Source organism: Burkholderia semiarida (genome assembly GCF_029268935.1).
Taxonomy (GTDB): Bacteria; Pseudomonadota; Gammaproteobacteria; order Burkholderiales; family Burkholderiaceae; genus Burkholderia; species Burkholderia semiarida.
The window spans coordinates 1,248,800-1,267,940 of sequence record NZ_JAHLCL010000005.1; the positions used below are offsets into that span (position 1 = coordinate 1,248,800).

The 19,141-nt window shown below is 68.4% G+C and carries 21 protein-coding genes; 5 read left to right on the forward strand and 16 right to left on the reverse strand.

Annotated elements, in window-relative coordinates:
• Nucleotides 1–81: 81 nt before the first annotated feature.
• The gene (locus KPB06_RS12515; protein WP_104011987.1) at nt 82–834 is read right to left on the reverse strand and encodes a glycosyltransferase family 2 protein; all 753 of its coding nucleotides are present in this window, start codon (nt 832–834) and stop codon (nt 82–84) included.
• 223 nt (nt 835–1,057) lie between these two features.
• Between KPB06_RS12515 and msbA the strand changes: the two genes are divergently transcribed.
• Nucleotides 1,058–2,809, forward strand: a complete 1,752-nt coding sequence (msbA, locus tag KPB06_RS12520; RefSeq protein ID WP_059646519.1) for a lipid A export permease/ATP-binding protein MsbA — start codon at nt 1,058–1,060, stop codon at nt 2,807–2,809.
• Between the two features lie 94 nt (nt 2,810–2,903).
• Nucleotides 2,904–3,293, forward strand: a complete 390-nt coding sequence (locus tag KPB06_RS12525; RefSeq protein WP_059583685.1) for an RcnB family protein — start codon at nt 2,904–2,906, stop codon at nt 3,291–3,293.
• A gap of 80 nt (nt 3,294–3,373) precedes the next feature.
• Here the strand turns inward: KPB06_RS12525 and KPB06_RS12530 are convergent, their stop codons facing one another.
• From KPB06_RS12530 to upp, 13 genes are all read right to left on the reverse strand, one after another.
• Entirely contained in the window at nt 3,374–3,940 is a 567-nt protein-coding gene (locus KPB06_RS12530; protein WP_060312012.1) for an FUSC family protein, read from the reverse strand.
• Nucleotides 3,941–3,981: 41 nt separating this feature from the next.
• Complete coding sequence (locus KPB06_RS12535; protein ID WP_059583682.1) at nt 3,982–5,241, reverse strand: MFS transporter; 1,260 nt, start codon at nt 5,239–5,241, stop codon at nt 3,982–3,984.
• Complete coding sequence (locus KPB06_RS12540; RefSeq protein ID WP_275905614.1) at nt 5,238–6,203, reverse strand: PRC-barrel domain-containing protein; 966 nt, start codon at nt 6,201–6,203, stop codon at nt 5,238–5,240. The genes KPB06_RS12535 and KPB06_RS12540 overlap by 4 nt, the downstream gene beginning before the upstream one ends.
• 383 nt (nt 6,204–6,586) lie before the next feature.
• The gene (locus KPB06_RS12545; RefSeq protein ID WP_059583676.1) at nt 6,587–6,922 is read right to left on the reverse strand and encodes a YggL 50S ribosome-binding family protein; all 336 of its coding nucleotides are present in this window, start codon (nt 6,920–6,922) and stop codon (nt 6,587–6,589) included.
• Between the two features lie 125 nt (nt 6,923–7,047).
• Nucleotides 7,048–8,517 carry a ribonuclease G gene (gene rng / locus KPB06_RS12550; RefSeq protein ID WP_059583675.1) on the reverse strand — a complete coding sequence of 490 codons (1,470 nt, stop codon included), beginning with the start codon at nt 8,515–8,517 and terminating at the stop codon, nt 7,048–7,050.
• Nucleotides 8,518–8,525: 8 nt separating this feature from the next.
• Entirely contained in the window at nt 8,526–9,173 is a 648-nt protein-coding gene (locus KPB06_RS12555; RefSeq protein WP_226290403.1) for a Maf family protein, read from the reverse strand.
• A 51-nt stretch (nt 9,174–9,224) separates the two neighbouring features.
• Nucleotides 9,225–9,695, reverse strand: a complete 471-nt coding sequence (gene rlmH / locus KPB06_RS12560; protein ID WP_048249282.1) for a 23S rRNA (pseudouridine(1915)-N(3))-methyltransferase RlmH — start codon at nt 9,693–9,695, stop codon at nt 9,225–9,227.
• Between the two features lie 19 nt (nt 9,696–9,714).
• Complete coding sequence (rsfS, locus tag KPB06_RS12565) at nt 9,715–10,158, reverse strand: ribosome silencing factor (protein ID WP_006484266.1); 444 nt, start codon at nt 10,156–10,158, stop codon at nt 9,715–9,717.
• Between the two features lie 4 nt (nt 10,159–10,162).
• Nucleotides 10,163–10,939 carry a nicotinate-nucleotide adenylyltransferase gene (locus tag KPB06_RS12570; protein WP_373453012.1) on the reverse strand — a complete coding sequence of 259 codons (777 nt, stop codon included), beginning with the start codon at nt 10,937–10,939 and terminating at the stop codon, nt 10,163–10,165.
• Nucleotides 10,905–11,828 carry an oxygen-dependent coproporphyrinogen oxidase gene (gene hemF / locus KPB06_RS12575; protein WP_060312048.1) on the reverse strand — a complete coding sequence of 308 codons (924 nt, stop codon included), beginning with the start codon at nt 11,826–11,828 and terminating at the stop codon, nt 10,905–10,907. Before hemF ends, KPB06_RS12570 begins: the two co-directional genes overlap by 35 nt.
• Nucleotides 11,829–11,946: 118 nt before the next feature.
• The gene (gene purD / locus KPB06_RS12580; RefSeq protein ID WP_060312050.1) at nt 11,947–13,227 is read right to left on the reverse strand and encodes a phosphoribosylamine--glycine ligase; all 1,281 of its coding nucleotides are present in this window, start codon (nt 13,225–13,227) and stop codon (nt 11,947–11,949) included.
• Between the two features lie 104 nt (nt 13,228–13,331).
• On the reverse strand, nt 13,332–14,060 hold the full coding sequence (locus tag KPB06_RS12585) for a YebC/PmpR family DNA-binding transcriptional regulator (RefSeq protein WP_059583669.1): 729 nt from the start codon (nt 14,058–14,060) through the stop codon (nt 13,332–13,334).
• 227 nt (nt 14,061–14,287) lie between these two features.
• Entirely contained in the window at nt 14,288–14,938 is a 651-nt protein-coding gene (gene upp, locus KPB06_RS12590; RefSeq protein WP_006481871.1) for a uracil phosphoribosyltransferase, read from the reverse strand.
• A 217-nt stretch (nt 14,939–15,155) separates the two neighbouring features.
• On the opposite strand from upp, the gene KPB06_RS12595 reads away from it, so the two are divergent.
• The gene (locus tag KPB06_RS12595) at nt 15,156–15,935 is read left to right on the forward strand and encodes an SDR family oxidoreductase (RefSeq protein ID WP_060312052.1); all 780 of its coding nucleotides are present in this window, start codon (nt 15,156–15,158) and stop codon (nt 15,933–15,935) included.
• Nucleotides 15,936–15,987: 52 nt separating this feature from the next.
• On the forward strand, nt 15,988–16,380 hold the full coding sequence (locus KPB06_RS12600; protein ID WP_059583666.1) for a methylglyoxal synthase: 393 nt from the start codon (nt 15,988–15,990) through the stop codon (nt 16,378–16,380).
• Nucleotides 16,381–16,667: 287 nt separating this feature from the next.
• Here the strand turns inward: KPB06_RS12600 and KPB06_RS12605 are convergent, their stop codons facing one another.
• Together KPB06_RS12605 and KPB06_RS12610 are read right to left on the reverse strand one after the other, a co-directional pair.
• The gene (locus KPB06_RS12605; RefSeq protein ID WP_124658753.1) at nt 16,668–17,099 is read right to left on the reverse strand and encodes a WapI family immunity protein; all 432 of its coding nucleotides are present in this window, start codon (nt 17,097–17,099) and stop codon (nt 16,668–16,670) included.
• 105 nt (nt 17,100–17,204) lie between these two features.
• Nucleotides 17,205–17,558, reverse strand: a complete 354-nt coding sequence (locus KPB06_RS12610; protein WP_059583664.1) for a Rap1a/Tai family immunity protein — start codon at nt 17,556–17,558, stop codon at nt 17,205–17,207.
• Nucleotides 17,559–18,060: 502 nt separating this feature from the next.
• Here KPB06_RS12610 and KPB06_RS12615 point away from each other — a divergent pair.
• Nucleotides 18,061–19,035, forward strand: a complete 975-nt coding sequence (locus KPB06_RS12615; protein ID WP_089465015.1) for a quinone oxidoreductase family protein — start codon at nt 18,061–18,063, stop codon at nt 19,033–19,035.
• Nucleotides 19,036–19,141: the final 106 nt, after the last annotated feature.

Sequence of the window (19,141 nt, forward strand, 5' to 3'; positions counted from 1 at the left end):
GGCGCCGCCGGTCGGACGGGCACGCGCGGCGCGGGCAGGCCGGCATTGTAACGCCGGGCCGGCTGCATGCCAGGCGGGCGCTCAGCGGGCCCGTTCGTGGCCGAGTTTCAGGAAGCGGTAGTACACGGTTTCCGCGTTGAACACGGCGATCATGAAACCGGCGCGGCCATCGAGGAAGCCGCGGCGCAGCACGTAGGTGCGCACGAACGCCCACGCGCCGCGGCCGAGCGCCTTGCCGAAGCCGCCGCGCTGGCCAGCCGCGCGGCGCTGGCGCGCGCCGGCCGTCGAATACGCGTCGAGCTTGCGCACGACCGTTTCGAAATCCTCGTACGAGTAGTGCATCAGCTTGCCGGCCAGGCGCTGTGCGGCGGTATCGAATACGAGGCGCTCGTGCACGAGATCGTCCGAGAACCGCGCGGCGCCGCGCCGGAACAGCCGCGGCACCCAGTCCGGATACCAGCCGCTGTGATGGATCCACTGGCCGCAGAAGCTGGACAGCCGGTCGAGCGCATAGACCTGCGCGGCCGGGGCGCGGATTGCGTCGCGGATCGACCGCGCGAGTTCCGGCGTGACGATTTCGTCGGTATCGAGCGACAGGATCCAGTCGGTGTCGAGCGCGTCGACCGCACGATTCTTCTGCGGGCCGAAGCCCGGCCAGTCGCGCTCGACGATCACGCGCGCGCCGTGCGCTTGCGCGATCGCGACGGTATCGTCGGTGCTGCCGCCGTCGATCACGACGACGTCGTCGGCGAACGACAGCGCATCGAGGCACTGCGCGAGCCGCGCGGATGCGTTGAGGGCGATGAGGGCGACGCCGAGGGTGGGTTCTGCCATGAAATCGTCGAAAAGGCGGAGAAAACGGTGAGCGGCAGTATACCCGCGCGCCGGCCGGCGGCCGCTGCGGCCACGGCCGTGCCGGCGGGGGCGGTACGGCTATAATGTTGGGCCTTTTTCGGCACCCGCCGGACGGGGCGAATCCCGGGCAGCCACGCTCCGGGCGCCGCGTCGCGGCTCAAGAAGGATTGCCTTGGAAACCCAGAACACTCTTCGCAAACCGATGGACGGCACCGGTACGTCGCCGATCACGGTTCTCAAACGCCTGTGGCCGTACATCCGGCCGCTCATCGGCATCGTGGTGCTCGCCGTGATGACGATGGGCGTCGTCGCGGCTACCGAGGCCGGGATTCCGGCGCTGCTCAAGCCGCTGCTCGACCACGGCTTCGGCGCGCACGGCAGCGACCGCGCGAAATGGTACGTGCCGATCGCGGTGATCGGCCTCGCGCTCGTGCGCGGCGTGTCGCAATACACGTCCAACTACCTGCTCAACTACGTATCGAACCGCATCCTGCTGCAACTGCGGCTCGAGATGTTCCAGCGGATGATCCATACCGGCGCGTCGTTCTTCCAGCGCGAAACCGCGAGCACCGTGATCAACGCGATCGTGTTCGAGGTCAACCAGATCCTGTCGGTGCTGACGGGCGTGATGGTCACGCTCGTGCGCGATTCGCTGACGGTGATCTTCCTGCTCGGCTACCTGTTCTACCTGAACTGGCGGCTCACGCTGATCGTCGCGGTGATCCTGCCGGGCATCGGCTGGCTCGTCAGCAAGATCAATCGCCGGCTGCGTCGCCTGAACCGCGAACACCAGACGCTCACCAACGAACTGTCGTACATCGTCGAGGAGACGGTCGGCGGCTACAAGGTCGTCAAGGTGCACAACGGCGAAGCGTACGAGATGGACCGCTTCACGACGATGAGCAAGCGCCTGCGCGGCTACGCGATGCGCATGACGATCTCGGGCGGCCTCGCGCAGCCGCTCACGCAGTTTCTCGCGTCGATCGCGCTCGCGGTCGTGATCACGATCGCGGTCGTGCAGTCGTCGAACGACCAGACGACGGTCGGCGGGTTCGTCGCGTTCGTCACGTCGATGCTGCTCGTGATCTCGCCGCTCAAGCACCTGATCGACGTCAACCAGCCGCTGCAGCGGGGGATGACGGCCGCCGAGCTGATCTTCGGGCTGATCGACGAGCCGGCCGAGCCGCAGGGCGGCGGGCGGCCGCTGTCGCAGGCGCGCGGCGAGATCGAGTTCCGCGCCGTGTCGTTCGACTACGGCGCGGCCGAGCGGCCGACGCTCGACCGCATCTCGTTCAAGGTCGCGCCGGGCGAAATGATCGCGCTGGCCGGCCCGTCCGGCAGCGGCAAGACGACGCTCGTGAACCTGCTGCCGCGCTTCTTCGACCCGACGGACGGCACGATCCTGGTCGACGGCGTGTCGGTATCCGACTACGACCTCCACGCACTGCGCAGCCAGATGGCGATGGTCAGCCAGGACGTCGTGCTGTTCAACGACACGATCGCCGCGAACGTCGCCTACGGGCAGACGCCCGACCGGGCGCGCGTGCAGGCCGCGCTCGAGGCCGCGAACCTCGCCGACGCGGTCGCCGCGATGCCCGACGGGCTCGACACGCTGGTCGGCGGCAACGGGATGCGGCTGTCCGGCGGCCAGCGACAGCGGCTCGCGATTGCGCGCGCGATCTACAAGGACGCGCCGATCCTGATCCTCGACGAAGCGACGTCGGCGCTCGATTCCGAGTCGGAGCGCCACGTGCAGGCCGCGCTCGAACGGCTGATGGAAGGTCGTACGACGCTGGTGATCGCGCACCGGCTGTCGACGATCGAGCGCGCGGACCGCATCCTCGTGCTCGAGGCCGGCAAGATCGTCGAAGAGGGCAGCCACGACGAACTGCTGCGCCACGGCGGCCTCTACGCGCATCTGCACCGGATCCAGTATCAGCAGCAGGCGGCGTGACCCAGGGTCATGCGGCCACGCGATGCCGTGTGCTATCTTCATCGGGCAGTCCTGGTCGTTTCTTGTTCGACGTGACACCACGGAGGGAAGGGCAATGAAGAGGATGCACGGCATGATGCTGGCCGCACTGATCGCGGCGGGCTGCGCCGCGACGGCGGCGATGGCGCAGGATCACGGCAACCACGGCGATCGCGATGACCGCGGCGGCCCCGGCATGCATCGCGGGCATGGTCCGAAACACGTGCCGCCCGGCCACGCGATGCATCGCGACGACGTACCGCCGCGCTGGGCCGACGGGCCGCGCCGCGACTGGCACAAGGGCGACCGGCTGCCGGACGAATTCCGCGATCGTCAGTACGTGGTCGACGACTGGCGCGGCTACCACCTGAGCGCGCCGCCGCGCGGCTATCACTGGGTCGGCGTCGGCGGCGACTACCTGCTCGTGCAGATCGGCTCGGGCATCGTGCTGCGGGTCGGTCCGTAACCACCCGGCCCGTCACCCGTCACCGTCACGCAGCGTTCCGATCGTTCATCCGGCTGCCGGGCGCGTCGCCCGGCGCCGCATCACCTTGCCGCCGCGCGGCGGAACCAGCGCCGCTCGATTCTCGACATCACCCAGCACACGCCGAGCGCGCACACCGTGCCGAGCGTCACTTCGCCGAGCCGGATCAGCGGAACGTCCCACAGCGGGCCGTTGCCCGGGAACAGCAGCACGATCGTCGCGGTCACGCCACCGAGCCGTGCCGCGCTGCCGATGTTCAGGCACCAGCAGCAGACGATCACGACCGCGACCGTGATCGCGTACGCGACGAGGCGATCGCCGCCCAGCGCCGCACCGGCGAAACCGAGTACGCCGCCGACCATCGCGCCGATGAACTGGTCGCGCGACAGCGACATCGTGTCCGAGTAGTTGTGCTGCGTGACCGCGATCGCGGTGATCGCCGCCCATACGGCCTGCTCGGTATGCATCGCGCGGCCGATCGCATACGCAAGGCACGCGCCGCACACCGCCTGCAGCGCCATCAGTCCGCCTTGCGCGAGCCGCTCGCTGAATGACAGCCCCTTGAACAGATCGAAGATCGACTGCTGGATCTGCTGACGGGCTTCGTTGAGTGTCCTGATCGTATCCATCGTGCGTCGGTCAAGAAGCGGGTAGCGGCGGTGCGCCGCCGTCAATGCGCCTGTTCGGGCGACGCGGCCGCCGGTTCGTCGGCCGTCGCGTCGCCGTTCCCGACGCGCGTTTCGGGCATCACGAGCCACACCAGCAGCACCGCGAGCGCGCCGGCGGCCGCGAGCCCGAAGAAGCTGACCGCGTTGCCGAAGTGATCGGCGACGTAGCCGGCCACCGCGGTGCTGAGCGTCGCGCCGATCCCGGCCGCGAGCCCGAACAGCCCGATACACAGGTTGTAGCGGCCCTTGCCGCCCGCGACGTCGGCCGCGATCAGCGGCAGCATCACGCCGAACACGGCCGCGCTGATGCCGTCGAGCATCTGCACCGGCACGAGCAGGTACGGACTGCTGACGCCGGCGAACAGCAGCGCGCGCACCGGCAGCGCGGAGAAGCCGAGCAGCAGGATCGGCCGGCGCCCCCAGCGCTGCGCGGAGCGGCCGACCCATGGCGACAGCATCGCGACGATCGCCTGCGGCACGATGATGCACGCGGCGATCACGAGCTGCACGTTCTCGCCCATCCCGGCCGTGACTTCGCCGGCCGCGAGGTTCAGCATCGCGGCGTTCGACAGATGGAACAGCACGACGCAGGCCGCGAAGATCAGCATCCGGCGATCGCGCAGCAGTTCGAGCAGCGTTTCGCGCTCGCCGGCTTCGTCGACGTCGTCAGGCTTCGACGACTGCGGAATCACCTGGTGCGTCGGCTGGATCATCGCGAGCGCGAACAGCGCGGGCAGCGCCAGCACGGCGGTCAGCCAGAACACCGCGCGCGCGGAGAAGTATTCGCCGGTCAGCCCCATCAGGCCGGCCGCGACCGCGCTGCCGATCGACGCCCAGCGCGCGTTGCGGCCGAGCCGGTCGCCGAGGTCGGCGCGGCCGACGAGCGAGAACGAGATCGCCGCCATCGCCGGCACCAGCATGCAGCTGGCAAAACCGTGGAACACCTCGGCGGCGATCACCGGCACGATCGTCGGGCTCGACGCGAGCAGCACCGCGGACAGGATGATGGCCGCGATCGCCCACGCGGCCGCGCCTTTCTTGTTTTTCAGCGCATCGACGGCGGCGCCGCCCGGCACCTGGCTGACCATCGCGCTGATCGTGCCGATCGACAGCACCATGCCGATCTCGCCCTGCGTCCACTTGTGCGACGCGAGGTAGGACGCGATGAACGGACCGAACCCGGTTTGAACGTTTGCAACGAAAAAGTTGAGCCAGTCGAGGGCCCGGAGACTGCGAACGCTGACGGAATGCTTGATCGTCATCGGGTGGCACTCGCAGACGAAGCCGGCGCCGCCGGGGCAACGGGCGGGAAGACGGCGACGATCGGTCTGTCGGCCGCGTACGGCGGCGACGCCTTGATCTGCGCGTCGTTCAGGTCGAGTTGCGCGCGCAGCGCCTTGTCGCGCGTGACGAAGCGCAGCGCGCCCCAGCTCGCGGCGATCGAACGCCGGTCGGTATTGACGAGCCCGCCGAGGTCGAGCACGACGGCCTGCGGCTGGGCGCCGCGGTCGATCAGCACGTCGACGATCCGGCCGATCTTCGTGCCGTTCGGGCGCTCGACGTCGCTGTCGAGCATCGGCAGGCGCGTCGCCGGCGACGCCGCGGCCGAGCCGGACAGCGGCACGGCCTTCGGCCGCGCGGCCGGCGGCAGGTCGCCCGACGGTACGTCGAGCACGATCGGCTCCTGCTTGCCGCCCGGCGTGAAGCGGAACACGTTCCACGGGAAGATGACCTTGCGGTCGCCGATGCCCATGAAGCCCTGCAGATTGACGATCATCTCGCGCGGCTTGCCGCTCGCGTCGACCACCATGTCGACCGCGCGGCCGACCACCTTGCCGTTGCGGCGCGCGACCTCGCTGTCGAGCAGCGCATGGATCTGGGTACGGTCGAGCGGGCGCGTCGCGACGATCGGCGGGGGCGGCGGCGGCGGCGGGGTCGGCGATTCGGGGCGCTGCACGGGCTTCGGCCGAGCGACCTCGCGGTGCGGCTTCTTCGGCGCTTCCGGCGCCTCCGGTTGCGTCGGCGCGGGCACGGGCGGCATCGTCAGCGGCTCGCCGGCTGTCTCCTCGACCGGCTCGACGAGCGCCTCGCTGATCGGTGCGGGCGGGTTCTGGACCGGCAGCAGTCCGCAGCCGGACAGCAGCGCGGCGGCGGCGAGAATCAGGAAGACCGTCGACGACGGCAACGACTTGCGGGATGCGGGAAACGGGAGTCCGCCGCTCATTGACACTCACTCCATGGGTCGGGGGCGGCCCGAGGGCACGCGGCTGGCGATGGATGGCGGGTGCGGGCGGCGCACCACGCGAGGTGAGAGTTTAACGTGTCTTGCTTTCAGGTCCGATTTCGATGGCGGGTTGCAGGCCGGCCGTCGGGAAAAGGAAGGGATCGGAGGCCGGTCGGCGGTCCGGCCGCGGCGCCGGATCGTCGACAACGACGCGGGCGCCGCCGGTGCGTCGGCTCGGCGAGCGGAGCCGACGCCCGCGGACAGCGACTTCAGCGTCGCAACGCCCGCCGCGATCATGACCATTCGAAAAAGCGACGCCAGCGTGGCCGGCCGTCGTGGCGGGACGGCGCGAGCGCCGTCTTAGGCCGCGTGAAACCCCGAAATCAGGCGTCCGGATACCACGCGTCGGTGAATTCGCTGACCTTGACGTCGGTCAGTTCCGGGCGGGCGGCCAGCCACCCGCGCACGCGTTCGCGGTCGGCGTCGGTCGTCGTGCCGCGCGGCGCGCCGGAGATCACGTACGCGCCGATGCCTTCGTCCGCGGACGCGACGGTCAGCAGCCCGTTCGCTTCGACGAAGTCGATGAACGCATCGATCAACTGGCCGCGCTCGAGGTCGGTCATGTCGTTGCGGTAATGCGCGGTCGCGTTGAACGCGAGTTCCTGGAATTCGCCGATGTGGAGTTTCTTGCGCTGGCGGCGGTTGTGGCCTTGGCTCATGGTGTGTGGTGAATGCGAAAAGGGTCAATGAAAGGGCGGCGGCGGGGCCGGCGCGGCATGCGCGAACAGCCCGGACGCCGCATCGGGGCACCGCCCGGCAATGCTGGCGGCGGATGGGCGAAAGGTTACATCAGCACGATGTCGTACTGCTCCTGGCTCAGGTTCGATTCCACTTGCAGCGACACCGGCTTGCCGATGAAATCGATCAGCATCGCCAGATGCTGCGACTCCTCGTCGAGGAACAGGTCGATCACCTGCTGCGCGGCGATCACGCGGAACTCGCGCGGGTTGAACTGCCGCGATTCGCGCAGGATCTCGCGCAGGATGTCGTAGCACACGGTGCGCGACGTCTTCACCTGGCCCTTGCCCTGGCAGGTCGGGCACGGTTCGCACAGCACGTGCGCGAGCGATTCGCGCGTGCGCTTGCGCGTCATCTCGACGAGCCCGAGTTGCGAGAAGCCGTTGACCGTCACGCGGGTGCGGTCGCGCGACAGCGCCTTCTTCAGCTCGGACAGCACCGCGTCGCGATGCTCGGCGTTTTCCATGTCGATGAAGTCGATGATGATGATGCCGCCGAGGTTGCGCAGCCGCAGTTGCCGCGCGATCGTGTGCGCGGCCTCGAGGTTGGTCTTGAAGATCGTGTCGTCGAAGTTGCGCGCGCCGACGTAGCCGCCCGTGTTCACGTCGATCGTCGTCATCGCCTCCGTCTGGTCGATCATCAGGTAACCGCCCGACTTCAGGTCGACGCGGCGCGACAGCGCGCGCTGGATCTCCGTCTCGATGTTGTACAGGTCGAACAGCGGCCGCTCGCCCGTGTAGTGATGCAGCTTCGGGCTCACGGCTGGCGTGAACTCGCCCGCGAATTCCGCGAGACGCGTGTACGTCTCGCGCGAATCGACCTGGATGCGCGTCGTGTCGTCGTTCGCGAAATCGCGCAGCACGCGCTGCGCGAGATCGAGATCCTGGTACAGCAGGCTCGTCGCCGGCAGCCGCTGCGCTTGCGCGACGATCGTCGCCCACGTCTTGCGCAGGTACGTGACGTCGCCGGCCAGCTCCTCGGAGGTCGCATCCTCGGCGATCGTGCGTACGATGTAGCCGCCTTTCTCGTCCGGCGGGATCACGGCCGTCAGGCGCGCGCGCACGGCCTCGCGCTCGGCCTCGCTCTCGATCTTCTGCGAGATCCCGATGTGCGGTTCCTGTGGCAGATACACGAGCGTGCGGCCCGCGATGCTGACTTGCGTCGACAGCCGCGCGCCCTTCGTGCCGATCGGATCCTTGATCACCTGGACCATCAGTGTCTGGCCTTCGAACACGATCTTCTCGATCGGCTGGTGCGGCGCGCCCGACTGCGGCTCGCCGGCGAGGCGCGGATGCCAGATGTCGGCGACGTGCAGGAACGCCGCGCGCTCGAGGCCGATGTCGATGAACGCCGACTGCATGCCGGGCAGCACGCGCACGACCTTGCCCAGATAGATGTTGCCGACCCGCCCGCGCGACAGCGTGCGCTCGACGTGAAGCTCCTGCACCGCGCCTTGCTGGACGAGTGCGACCCGCGTTTCCTGGGGCGTGAGGTTGATCAGGATTTCTTCGTTCATGGTGGGATTCAGAAGGCGAGGCGCGCGGTGCGCAGCAACGCGGCAGTCTCAAAAAGGGGCAGACCCATGATACCCGAATGGGAACCGTCGATTCGCTCGATGAATTCAGCGGCGCGCCCCTGGATCGCATACGCGCCCGCCTTGCCGAACGGCTCGCCGGTTTCGACGTAGCGCGCGAAGGCGTCGCGCGGGGCAGCCGCAAAGCGCACCGACGAGCGCGACAGCGCGGGCTGCAGCAGTTCGCCGTCGGCGCCGATCACGGCAACCGCGGTGAGCACCTCGTGTTCGCGGCCCGCGAGGCGGGTCAGCATCGCGAGCGCATCGTCGGCGTCGGCCGGCTTGCCGAGGATCGCACCGTCGATCGTCACGGTGGTGTCGGCGACGAGCACCGGCGCGGCCGGCTTGCCGCTCGCGACGAGGCGCGCCCGCGCGGCCTCGGCCTTCGCGACGGTCACGCGCCGCACGTAAGCGTCGGCGGCTTCGCCGGGAAGCTCGGCTTCGAGCGCCTCGGCGTCCTCGTCGGGGCGCGGCAGCAGCAGCTCGAAGCGTACGCCGATCTGCCGCAGCAGCTCCTGGCGGCGCGGGCTTTGCGAAGCGAGGTAGAGCGTCTGGAAAAGCGGGGTCGGGAAAAGTGCGGGGGGCGTGCTGGACGGCATGGTGTCGTTATCTCGTTGAGCGCGCGCGGCGCGCGTCTCGAGGATGGCACGTCATGCGCGGTGGTAGGGGTGATTCTGCGTGATGCTCCACGCCCGGTAAAGCTGTTCGGCGAGCAGCACGCGCACCATGCCGTGCGGCAGCGTCATGCTCGAGATGCGCAGCAGCACGTCGGCGCGCGCTTTCAGCTCCGGATCGAGCCCGTCGGCCCCGCCGATCACGAACGCGACGTCGCGGCCGTCCTGCTGCCAGCCGGGCAGCGCCTGCGCGAGCTGCATCGTGGTCCAGTCGCGGCCGCGCTCGTCGAGCGCGACGAGCCGCGCGCCCTTCGGCAGCGCGGCCTCGATCTTCTGCCGTTCGGCCGCCATCACGCTGTCGGCGCTGCGGCCGCCCGAACGCAGTTCAGGCTTGATTTCGCGCAACTCGATGCGCAGCTCGGGCGGCATCCGCTTCGTGTATTCGTCGAAGCCGGATGCGATCCAGCCCGGCATCTTGTGGCCGACCGCGAGGATGAAAAGCTTCATCGGGGAGACGCGCCGCGACTCAGCGGCGGCGGGCGGCCGTCTTGCGCGCCGGGCGGGCGGGCGCTTCTTCCTCTTCCTCGTCGTCTTCGCTCGCCGTCGCGAAGCCGTTGCCCTTGCCGCCGCCGAGCTTCATCCGCACGGGCTTGTCGCCCCAGATTTCCTCGAGGTTGTAGTACTGGCGCAGCGCCGGTTGCAGGATGTGCACGACCGCGTCGCCGCAGTCGACCAGCACCCATTCGCCGGTGTCCTCGCCTTCGGAGCTGACGACGTCGCCGCCGGCTTCCTTGACCTTGTCGCGCACGTTCGACGCGAGGGCCTTGGTCTGGCGGTTGGAAGTGCCCGAGGCGACGACCACGCGGTCGAACAGTTCGGTCAGGTGGCTGGTGTTGAACACCTTGATGTCTTGCGCCTTGACGTCTTCGAGGGCGTCGACGATCACGCGCTGCAGTTTGCGAATATCCATGGGTTCAGGAATGGTAGAGGCGATGTTGAAGAATATAGGCCCATACGGCGGCCGGCACATGTTCGGCCGACGCGTCGGGCATTTGCGCATGGCGTGCGATGCATTCGCGCAGGTGCGCGCGGATGTCGGTCGCGGCGATGTCGAACGAAAGGGTCGTATCGATCAGCAGGCGGCCTGCCGGCGTGGCCTTCAGCACGTCGGCGCCGGCCTGCCGCGCGGCGATTTCCCGCGCGACGTCCGGCGGCGCGGCGCCGAGCTCGAAGCCCGGGCGCGTCGACACACCGATGTGCGCGTAGTCGAACAGCGTGCGCCAGTCGCGCCACGTATCGAGGCGCACGAGCTGGTCGGCGCCGATCAGCAGCGACAGCGACGCATCCGGGCCGATCCGCTCGCGCCAGCGCGCGAGCGTCTCGACGGTGTAGGTCGGGCCGGTGTGCTCGATCTCGTCGGTGGCGACCGTCACGGTCACGCCCGGCACGGACAGCGTGCCGGCGGCCGCACGCGTCATCGCGAGCCGGTGCTCGGCGGCCGACACGTCGCGTTTCTGGTACGGCTGCCCGGCGGGCAGCAACACGAGTTCGGTCAGGTCGAGCAGTTCGGCGAACCGGCGCGCGAGCGCGAGATGGCCGTCGTGGATCGGGTCGAAGGTGCCGCCCAGCAAGCCGATACGGCGCGGCAGCGGGGCGGGGCGGGTGGTGGTGTCCAGAGAAACGCGTCCTTTCGTTGGGGCAGCGGGGCGCGCGGGTTCAGACCCAGTCGCGCGGCACGAGGAAGTCGCTATACAGGCGCGCTTCCGGCGAGCCCGGCTCGGGCTGCCAGTTGTAGCGCCAGTTCGCGACCGGCGGCATCGACATCAGGATCGACTCGGTCCGGCCGCCGCTTTGCAGCCCGAACAGCGTGCCGCGGTCGAACACGAGGTTGAATTCGACGTAGCGGCCGCGCCGGTATGCCTGGAAGTCGCGCTCGCGCTCGCCGTACGGCAACTCGGCGCGGCGCTCGACGATCGGCAGGTACGCGTGCAGGAACGCATCGCCGACGCTTTGCATCAGGTCAAACGAGCGTTCGAAACCGGGCTCCGAGAAATCGTCGAAGAAGATCCCGCCGATGCCGCGCGTTTCGTTGCGGTGCTTCAGGAAGAAATATTCGTCGCACCATTGCTTGAAGCGCGGGTAGAGCTCGAGGCCGAACGGGTCGAGCGCATCCTTGCAGGTCTGGTGGAAATGCCGCGCATCGTCCTCGAAACCGTAAACCGGCGTCAGATCCATGCCGCCGCCGAACCAGAACACGGGCGCCTCGCCCGGTTTCGTCGCGATCAGCATCCGCACGTTCATGTGCACGGTCGGGCAGTACGGATTGCGCGGGTGCAGCACGAGCGACACGCCGAGCGCCTCGAAGCCGCGGCCCGCGAGCTGCGGGCGCGCCGCGCTCGCCGACGGCGGCAGCGCGTCGCCCGCGACGTCGGAAAAGCCGATTCCCGCGCGTTCGAACACGCGGCCGCCTTCGAGAATCCGCGTGCAGCCGCCGCCGCGCAGGCGTTCGGCCGGCCCGCGCTGCCACGTGTCGGTCGCGAGCGGCGTGCCGTCGAGCGCGCCGAGCGCGTCGGCGATCCGTGTCTGCAGGCCCTGGAGGTACGTGCGCACGCGCGCCACGTCGTAGGTCGAATCGGTCATGTCTGGACTGGCTGCCCCCGCTTGACGCGGGGGCCGTAAAAAAAGCGTCTGCCGGGCATTCTATCGAACCCCGGCAGAGGGGCCGCCGCCGCGAGCGCGCGGGGCGGCGACGGCGACGTCACGCGCTCTTGCGGTTGAGCGCGCGAAAGCCGATGTCGCGGCGGTACTGCATGCCTTCGAAGTTGATCTGGTTGATCGTGTCGTATGCATGCTGCTGCGCTTCGCGCACCGAATCGGCGAGGCCGACCACGCACAGCACGCGTCCGCCGGACGTCACGAGCTTGTCGCCGTCGGCGAGCGTCGTGCCCGCATGGAACGTCACGGCCTGTTCGGTTTCGGCCGGGATGCCGTTGATGCGGTCGCCCTTGCGCGGCGCGTCCGGGTAGCCGTGCGCGGCCAGCACGACGCCCAGCGCGGTACGGCGATCCCAGTCGAGCTCGACGGTGTCGAGCGTGCCCGCGATCGCCTGCTCGACGACCTTCGAGAAATCGCTCTTCAGGCGCGCCATGATCGGCTGCGTTTCCGGGTCGCCCATCCGGCAGTTGAACTCGAGCGTGCGCGGATTGCCGTCCTTGTCGATCATCAGGCCCGCGTACAGGAAGCCCGTGAAGCGGATGCCGTCCTTCTCCATCCCGCGCACGGTCGGCATGATGATCTCGCGCATCACGCGTGCGTGCATCTGCGGCGTGACGATCGGCGCGGGCGAATACGCGCCCATGCCGCCGGTGTTCGGGCCGCGATCCTCGTCGAGCAGGCGCTTGTGGTCCTGGCTCGAAGCCAGTGCCAGCGCATGCTTGCCGTCGACCATCACGATGAAGCTGGCTTCCTCGCCATCGAGGAATTCCTCGATCACGACGCGCGCGCCGGCATCGCCGAGCTTGTTGCCCGACAGCATCATGTCGACGGCCGCATGCGCTTCTTCCAGCGTCATCGCGACGACGACGCCCTTGCCGGCCGCGAGGCCGTCGGCCTTCACGACGATCGGCGCGCCCTTCGCGTCGATGTACGCATGGGCGGCGGCCGCGTCGGCGAAGGTTTCGTAGTCGGCGGTCGGGATGCCGTGGCGCTTCATGAACGCCTTCGCGAAATCCTTCGAGCTTTCGAGCTGCGCGGCTTCGCGGGTCGGGCCGAATACCTTCAGGCCGCGTGCGCGGAACAGGTTGACGATGCCGGCCGCGAGCGGCGCTTCCGGCCCGACGAGCGTGAACGCGACGCCTTCGCGTTCCGCGAAATCGGCGAGTTCGTCGAGCGCCGTGATGTCGACGTTCTTCAGACGCTCGTCCCGCGCCGTGCCGCCATTGCCGGGCGCGACGTAGACCATCTGGACGCGCGGCGACTGCGCGAGCTTCCACGCCAGCGCATGTTCGCGGCCGCCGGAACCGACGACGAGTAGTTTCATGGGATTCCCCGCAGACTAGAAAACAGGGCGGCCGGCACGCTCAGGCGCGCCGGCCGCGGAATCGGTCGGGCCGCCGCCGCGACAGGTGCGCGGCGGCCGGCATCTCATTCCTCGACGATGACGGCGTTCGTGTACACGTCCTGCACGTCGTCGAGGTTCTCGAGCGCGTCCAGCAGCTTTTGCATCTTCGCCGCGTCGTCGCCGGTGAATTCGACTTCGTTCTGCGGCTTCATCGTCACTTCGGCGAGTTCGGCCTTGAAGCCCGCGGCTTCGAGCGCGTCCTTCACCGCCGAGAATGCCTGCCAGTCGCACAGCACTTCGATCGAGCCGTCGTCGTTCGTGTTGACGTCGTTCGCGCCGGCTTCGAGCGCGGCTTCCATCAGCGCGTCTTCCGACGTGCCGGGCGCGAACAGGAACTGGCCGACGTGATCGAACATGAACGCGACCGAGCCGTCGGTGCCCATGTTGCCGCCGAACTTCGAGAATGCGTGGCGCACTTCCGCGACCGTGCGCGTGCGGTTGTCGGTCAGCGTGTCGACGATGATCGCCGCGCCGCCGATGCCGTAGCCTTCGTAACGGATCTCTTCGTAGTTCGCGCCGTCCGCGCCGCCGACGCCGCGATCGATCGCGCGCTTGACGTTGTCCTTCGGCATGTTCGCGTCGGCTGCCTTGTCGACCGCGAGACGCAGGCGCGGGTTCGAGTTGACGTCGCCGCCGCCGAGGCGCGCCGCCACCTGGATTTCCTTGATCAGGCGGGTCCAGATCTTGCCGCGCTTCGCGTCGGCCGCTGCCTTCTTATGCTTGATGTTGGCCCATTTCGAATGACCAGCCATACCTTTCTCCGTGCCCGGGCGCGCGGCGCGGGCGATTGTTTCAGTGTGTCGTTGAATCGGCGGCCGTGTCGGCGGGCATGAAGCCGCGGGGCCGCGCGTGTCGAGTGGAGCGTGATTTTATCACGCGGCGACCGCCGGTTCGGGGCCGCTGCGCATGGCCGAACGGCCGGGCGGCCGTCGCGGCGCGCCGGGCCGCGCGGCACGGCGGCGCCGGACGCCTGGTGCGGTCAGTTCTTGGTGCCGAACAGGCGGTCGCCGGCGTCGCCCAGGCCCGGCACGATGTACGCGTGCTCGTTCAGGTGCGAGTCGAGCGACGCGACGAACAGCTTCACGTCGGGGTGCGCGTCCTGGAACACCTGCACGCCCTCGGGCGCGGCGACGAGCGCGACGAACATGATGTTCGCGGCCGGCACGTTGCGGCGCTTGAGCACGTCGACCGCGTGCACGGCCGAATAGCCGGTCGCGACCATCGGGTCGCACAGGATGAAGATGCGGTCTTCCAGGTCCGGCAGGCGCACCAGGTATTCGACCGGGCGATGGTCGTCGGCGCGGTACACGCCGATGTGGCCGACGCGCGCGGACGGCACCAGGTCAAGCAGGCCGTCCGACATCCCGATGCCCGCGCGCAGCACGGGCACGATCGCGAGCTTCTTGCCGGCGATCACCGGTGCGTCGACCGCCACCAGCGGGGTTTCGACCCGCTTGGTCGTGATCGGCAGATTGCGGGTGATCTCATAGCCCATCAGCAGCGTGATCTCGCGCAGCAGTTCGCGGAACGTGCGCGTGGACGTGTCCTTGTCGCGCATGTGCGTGAGCTTGTGCTGGATCAGCGGGTGATCGGTGATGAAGAGGTTCGGGAAACGGCTGTCCTGTTTCATGACGGGGTGCCTTGACGGCAAAAGGGGATCGGGGGCGGCGGCGGGTGTGGGCCGGCCGTCGCTCATGGCCGCAATTTTACCAAGGCGCGCCGCGCGATCCGGATATTATCGACGTCTCACGACAATCCGCGTGCCGCGCCCGCCCGTTCGCCCGTTTGCCTGCCGGCCGGCGGCAACGGGGAGCCGCGTCGGCACGCGCGCCACCAGGGAAGCGAAGATGGATCTCGGCATCGAAGGAAAGACCGCGCTCGTGTGCGCGGCCAGCAAGGGCCTCGGGCGCGGCTGCGCGGAAGCGCTGGCCGCCGAGGGCGTGAACCTCGTGATCGTCGCGCGCACGCGCGACACGCTGGAGGAAACCGCGGAAGAGATCCGCGCCGGCGCGAACGTGTCGGTCACGGCGGTCGCGTGCGACATCACGACGCCGGACGGCCGCGCGGCCGCGCTCGCCGCGTGCCCGCAGCCGGACATTCTCGTGACGAATGCCGGCGGCCCGCCGCCCGGCGACTTCCGCGATTTCTCCCACGACGACTGGATCCGCGCGCTCGACGCGAACATGCTGACGCCGATCGAGCTGATCCGCGCGACCATCGACGGGATGATCGCGCGCGGCTTCGGCCGGATCGTCAACATCACGAGTTCGGCGGTGAAGGCGCCGATCGACGTGCTGGCGTTGTCGAACGGCGCGCGCTCGGGGCTGACCGGCTTCGTCGCGGGGCTGTCGCGCAAGGTCGCGGGGCAGGGCGTGACGATCAACAACCTGCTGCCGGGGCTGTTCGATACCGACCGGATCGCGACGACGCTCGCCGCGTCGGCGAAGGCGCAGGGCGTGACGGTCGACGAGATGCGCGCGCGCCGCACGAAGGACATCCCGGCCGGGCGCCTCGGCACGCGTGCCGAATTCGGCGCGGCCTGCGCGTTCCTGTGCAGCGTGCACGCGGGCTACATCACCGGGCAGAACTGGCTGCTCGACGGCGGCGCGTATCCGGGCACGTTCTGACCCGCGCTTTTCGATTCACGACGACGACAACCGAACGACGAAGGAACTGGAGATGAGCAAACCCCGTATCGCACTGATCGCGCATGACGCGAAGAAGGACGAGATCGTCGCGCTCGCGGGTCAGTTTCGCGAGACGCTCGCGCAATGCCGGCTGGTCGCGACGGGCACGACGGGCGGCCGCATCGCGGCCGCGCACGGGCTTGAGGTCGAGCGCAAGCTGTCGGGGCCGCTCGGCGGCGACCTGCAGATCGGCGCGGAACTGGCCGACGGCCGCGTCGACCTCGTCGTGTTCCTGCGCGACCCGATGACCGCGCAGCCGCACGACCCCGACATCACCGCGCTGGTGCGCGCGTGCGACGTGCACGACGTGCCGGTCGCGACCAACGTCGCGACCGCGCGGATGCTGCTCGACGATCTGGCGAGGAACATGCAGGACGTGTGCTGACGAGCTGTTCTGGAGTGCTCCGCATTAACGGTCGGGTTCTGTCTGAAAGGGTGCCGTATCCGATCGGCGGTTGTGCCGCGTGCTTCGCTGTCGTGCGAGCCGGTCGGTGCGTTGTCACGCAACGACCGGCTCGGTGCTTCAGCGCGCCGCGCCTGTCGGCACAGCGTGTTGGCGCGATCACGCGACACGCAATCGAGCGGACGAGCGCGCTTGCGCGTTCGTCGAAGCCGTCGCGGGACAGGTCACGGCGCCGGCCAACGCGCGGACCTCGCGCGATAGCGCCTGGACTATGGCGAACTGCTCGTTCCGGCGAACGATAGAAGGGATTCAACTCCTTGAAGCAGTTCGGGCAAGAAGGACTGATCCAGTCCACAATGCCCCGTAATGCACGCGCCGTCGGGAGGAGTTGGCTGAAAGCGCCAGTCGCCCACGATTGCGCCTCGATCAAGTGTTCGCAATGTCAGCTCAAACCCCGGCTCAACGCCTGTTAACTCCGCTCGTTGCCCGGCTTGAAGCTGCATTTGAACAGATCGAATCTGTTGCCGAAATTGTCGCAACTCGTCGGGCATGACACTCCATTGCCCTTCCGCCTGGATACCCGGTACCGTCAATTGGATTCGTACATCGATCCATTCAAGATACGGCCCTCCCGGTTCGTCGCGTCGCGCAGCAACGGGCTCCATCTGAAGTCGAAAGTCATTTGTGTCGATGATCAGCATGGGTTCAACGCTAAAAACGCAACCTTCCGAGACGTGATGAACAATTGCCCACCTAGCCGTTCGTTTCGTTCCGGTGAGAGGCAATGTCCGGTATTTCAGGCGCTGCTAACGGCACGGGTATTTTTGTCGCAAGACGTATGTGACCAGGACTGCCGCATTCGCCTTCAGCGCATCTCTTGGCCGTTTCCCGAGATCGTGGAGCACTTCCGAATCGATTTCCCCCGGTTTGACACGCCCGTTGTCGCACCAGTCCTTGCCTTCGGTCGCATCGGCGACGCCCGCCAGATACCCGGCCATCGCGTGGCGCTCGGCGCCGCCATACGGCGTGTTGTCGAAACGGCTCAGGCCGTCGAGCAAACGGACGCCGTCCGCACGCGGTACCGGGGCCGCGGTTGCGCTGCCGATACTTGCGGACAACGACGCGAAAACAAACACGTTCCGGGCAAGAGCGAGCTTCATGGCGTGGACTGGGCGAATTGGGCAGCAGGCAAATTAGCACGGTCGTCATCTCGTAAACGACCTTGGCGACAACCGGTTTCCCGCCCGATCGACGTCGGCATTCGCCGGTGCGGGAAAAGCGCGTCGACGCCGCGCGGCAGATCCTTTGCGCGCGGGGCGCGAGGCGAGAAATGACCGACCGGCCGGGTCCGGCCATCGCGGCGCGAGCGACGTGACGTCAACGTTACGAAGTGTGCCGAACATCATCGACTGCGCAAGCGGGGGAAACGAACGGCAGCGACCGGTCTCATACCGCGCCGTTTTCCGCACGCGCGGCTCATGCGATCCGTTTTCCGCGAAAACCCTACCGATATGAAGGATTTGCGACGACGCGCTGCACGACCGCGCACGACGCGCGAGAATCGTCCGCCATGACCCGCGTTCACACGCATCGCCGTTGGGACGACGTCGATGCATTCGCCGAACCGGATTTCCAGATTCCAGACAAACGAGGAGCGAAACGATGCCGAAAGCAATCCGATACGACCAGCCGGGCGGCCCGGACGTGATGAAGTGGGTCGACGTCGATGTCGGCGCGCCGAAGGCGGGCGAAGTCCGCATCCGGCAGCACGCGGTCGGGCTCAACTACATCGACGTGTATTTCCGCACCGGCCTGTATCCGCAGCCGTTGCCCGGCGGCCTCGGGATGGAGGCGGCGGGCGAGGTGACGGCCGTCGGCGACGGCGTGACCGCGTTCAAGGCGGGCGACCGCGTCGCCTATGTCGGGCAGCCGCCCGGCGCATACGCGCAAGAACGCGCGATGCCGGCCGAGCGGCTCGTGAAGCTGCCTGACGGAATCAGCTACGACGACGCGGCGTCGGTGATGCTGCAGGGGCTGACCGCCCACTACCTGCTGCGCCGCACGTACCCGGTGAAGGCCGGCGACACGATCCTGATCCACGCGGCGGCCGGCGGCGTCGGCCTGCTCGTGTGCCAGTGGGCGAAGGCGCTCGGCGCGACCGTGATCGGCACGGTCGGCTCCGACGAGAAGGCCGAACTCGCGAAGGCGCACGGTTGCGATCATCCGATCGTCTATACGCGTGAGAACTTCACGCAGCGCGTGAAGGAGATCACGAGCGGCGCGGGCGTACCGGTCGTCTACGATTCGATCGGCAAGGACACCTACGTCGGTTCGCTCGACTGCCTCGCGCCGCTCGGCTACTTCGTCAGCTTCGGCAACGCGTCGGGCCCGCTGCCGCCGATCGACTCGAAGGAGTTCTCGTCGCGCGGCTCGCTGTTCTTCACGCGGCCGACGCTGTTCTCGTACATCGCGAAGCGCGCCGATCTCGAAGCCGCGGCCGCCGAGCTGTTCGACGTGATCCTGTCGGGCAAGGTGAAGACCAGCATCAACCAGCGCTATCCGCTCGCCGAAGTCGGCCGCGCGCATGCCGATCTGGAAGCACGCAAGACCACCGGTTCGACGATCCTCGTTCCCTGATCCGCTCCCGCGTGCCGGCGCCGCGCCGGTACGCGCCTGTCGCGGGCGGCGCCGCCGCGCCGTCCGTCCCGCCTCGATTCGCTCCGGTCCCGCCCCGCGCGTTTAC

Bases quoted from the DNA above. Each gene is read 5' to 3' on its own strand.
- KPB06_RS12515 (WP_104011987.1), bottom strand. From the start codon at position 834: ATGGCAGAACCCACCCTCGGCGTCGCCCTCATCGCCCTCAACGCATCC.
- KPB06_RS12585 (WP_059583669.1), bottom strand. From the start codon at position 14,060: ATGGCTGGTCATTCGAAATGGGCCAACATCAAGCATAAGAAGGCAGCG.
- hemF (WP_060312048.1), bottom strand. From the start codon at position 11,828: ATGACCGATTCGACCTACGACGTGGCGCGCGTGCGCACGTACCTCCAG.
- KPB06_RS12605 (WP_124658753.1), bottom strand. From the start codon at position 17,099: ATGCTGATCATCGACACAAATGACTTTCGACTTCAGATGGAGCCCGTT.
- rng (WP_059583675.1), bottom strand. From the start codon at position 8,517: ATGAACGAAGAAATCCTGATCAACCTCACGCCCCAGGAAACGCGGGTC.
- upp (WP_006481871.1), bottom strand. From the start codon at position 14,938: ATGAAACAGGACAGCCGTTTCCCGAACCTCTTCATCACCGATCACCCG.
- rsfS (WP_006484266.1), bottom strand. From the start codon at position 10,158: ATGGATATTCGCAAACTGCAGCGCGTGATCGTCGACGCCCTCGAAGAC.
- msbA (WP_059646519.1), top strand. From the start codon at position 1,058: ATGGACGGCACCGGTACGTCGCCGATCACGGTTCTCAAACGCCTGTGG.
- KPB06_RS12555 (WP_226290403.1), bottom strand. From the start codon at position 9,173: ATGCCGTCCAGCACGCCCCCCGCACTTTTCCCGACCCCGCTTTTCCAG.
- KPB06_RS12540 (WP_275905614.1), bottom strand. From the start codon at position 6,203: ATGAGCGGCGGACTCCCGTTTCCCGCATCCCGCAAGTCGTTGCCGTCG.
- KPB06_RS12535 (WP_059583682.1), bottom strand. From the start codon at position 5,241: ATGACGATCAAGCATTCCGTCAGCGTTCGCAGTCTCCGGGCCCTCGAC.
- KPB06_RS12530 (WP_060312012.1), bottom strand. From the start codon at position 3,940: ATGGATACGATCAGGACACTCAACGAAGCCCGTCAGCAGATCCAGCAG.
- KPB06_RS12525 (WP_059583685.1), top strand. From the start codon at position 2,904: ATGAAGAGGATGCACGGCATGATGCTGGCCGCACTGATCGCGGCGGGC.
- KPB06_RS12615 (WP_089465015.1), top strand. From the start codon at position 18,061: ATGCCGAAAGCAATCCGATACGACCAGCCGGGCGGCCCGGACGTGATG.
- KPB06_RS12610 (WP_059583664.1), bottom strand. From the start codon at position 17,558: ATGAAGCTCGCTCTTGCCCGGAACGTGTTTGTTTTCGCGTCGTTGTCC.
- KPB06_RS12600 (WP_059583666.1), top strand. From the start codon at position 15,988: ATGAGCAAACCCCGTATCGCACTGATCGCGCATGACGCGAAGAAGGAC.
- purD (WP_060312050.1), bottom strand. From the start codon at position 13,227: ATGAAACTACTCGTCGTCGGTTCCGGCGGCCGCGAACATGCGCTGGCG.
- rlmH (WP_048249282.1), bottom strand. From the start codon at position 9,695: ATGAAGCTTTTCATCCTCGCGGTCGGCCACAAGATGCCGGGCTGGATC.
- KPB06_RS12545 (WP_059583676.1), bottom strand. From the start codon at position 6,922: ATGAGCCAAGGCCACAACCGCCGCCAGCGCAAGAAACTCCACATCGGC.
- KPB06_RS12595 (WP_060312052.1), top strand. From the start codon at position 15,156: ATGGATCTCGGCATCGAAGGAAAGACCGCGCTCGTGTGCGCGGCCAGC.